This window comes from Bradyrhizobium ferriligni, from assembly GCF_056837965.1.
The window spans coordinates 1-474 of the sequence record NZ_JBXEJO010000244.1; the positions used below are offsets into that span (position 1 = coordinate 1).

At 44.5% G+C, this 474-nt stretch carries 1 protein-coding gene; it reads right to left on the reverse strand.

The window, feature by feature from the left end; genetic code table 11:
* Positions 1 to 474: hypothetical protein (locus tag AC1VNY_RS42595; RefSeq protein ID WP_482409687.1), on the reverse strand; the 474-nt coding region annotated here is incomplete at both ends.

A 474-nucleotide genomic window follows, 5' to 3' on the forward strand; every position in this document is an offset into this window, starting at 1 on the left:
GCTCCTACCAACGCCTTCTCAGAAAAGGACTTCAAGTCATAGTTCAAAGAGCTTATTCCCACCCAAAGATTAGAAGCCTCCTCGTTTCGCCCCTGCTTTCTCAACTCTTCTCGGATAGGGGCAGTCCACTCCATTACTTTCGAAATAACGTCTCTCGCCAAGTCACTCAATATTTCTGATTTCTGCTCCCTAGCTCTCGGCTTTTTAACCGTAAGGCGCAAATTATTTCCATCGGCAGACGACAGGAGGATTGCGAATCCATCCGCGTCTTCAATTTTGGCTCTGTACAATGAAGTCGAATTGAACTTTGGATGCTCTATCATTATCAAGAGCATGCAAACTGCCGCAGCCTCGCTATTCATTAATCCTAAATACGGGATGAGCTTATTCTTTCCGTATTTAGCAACATATTGCCAATGAGAATTTCCGCTGTTTGATACCGGCCTTCTGTCACTCGACTTGAATTTTCGATGA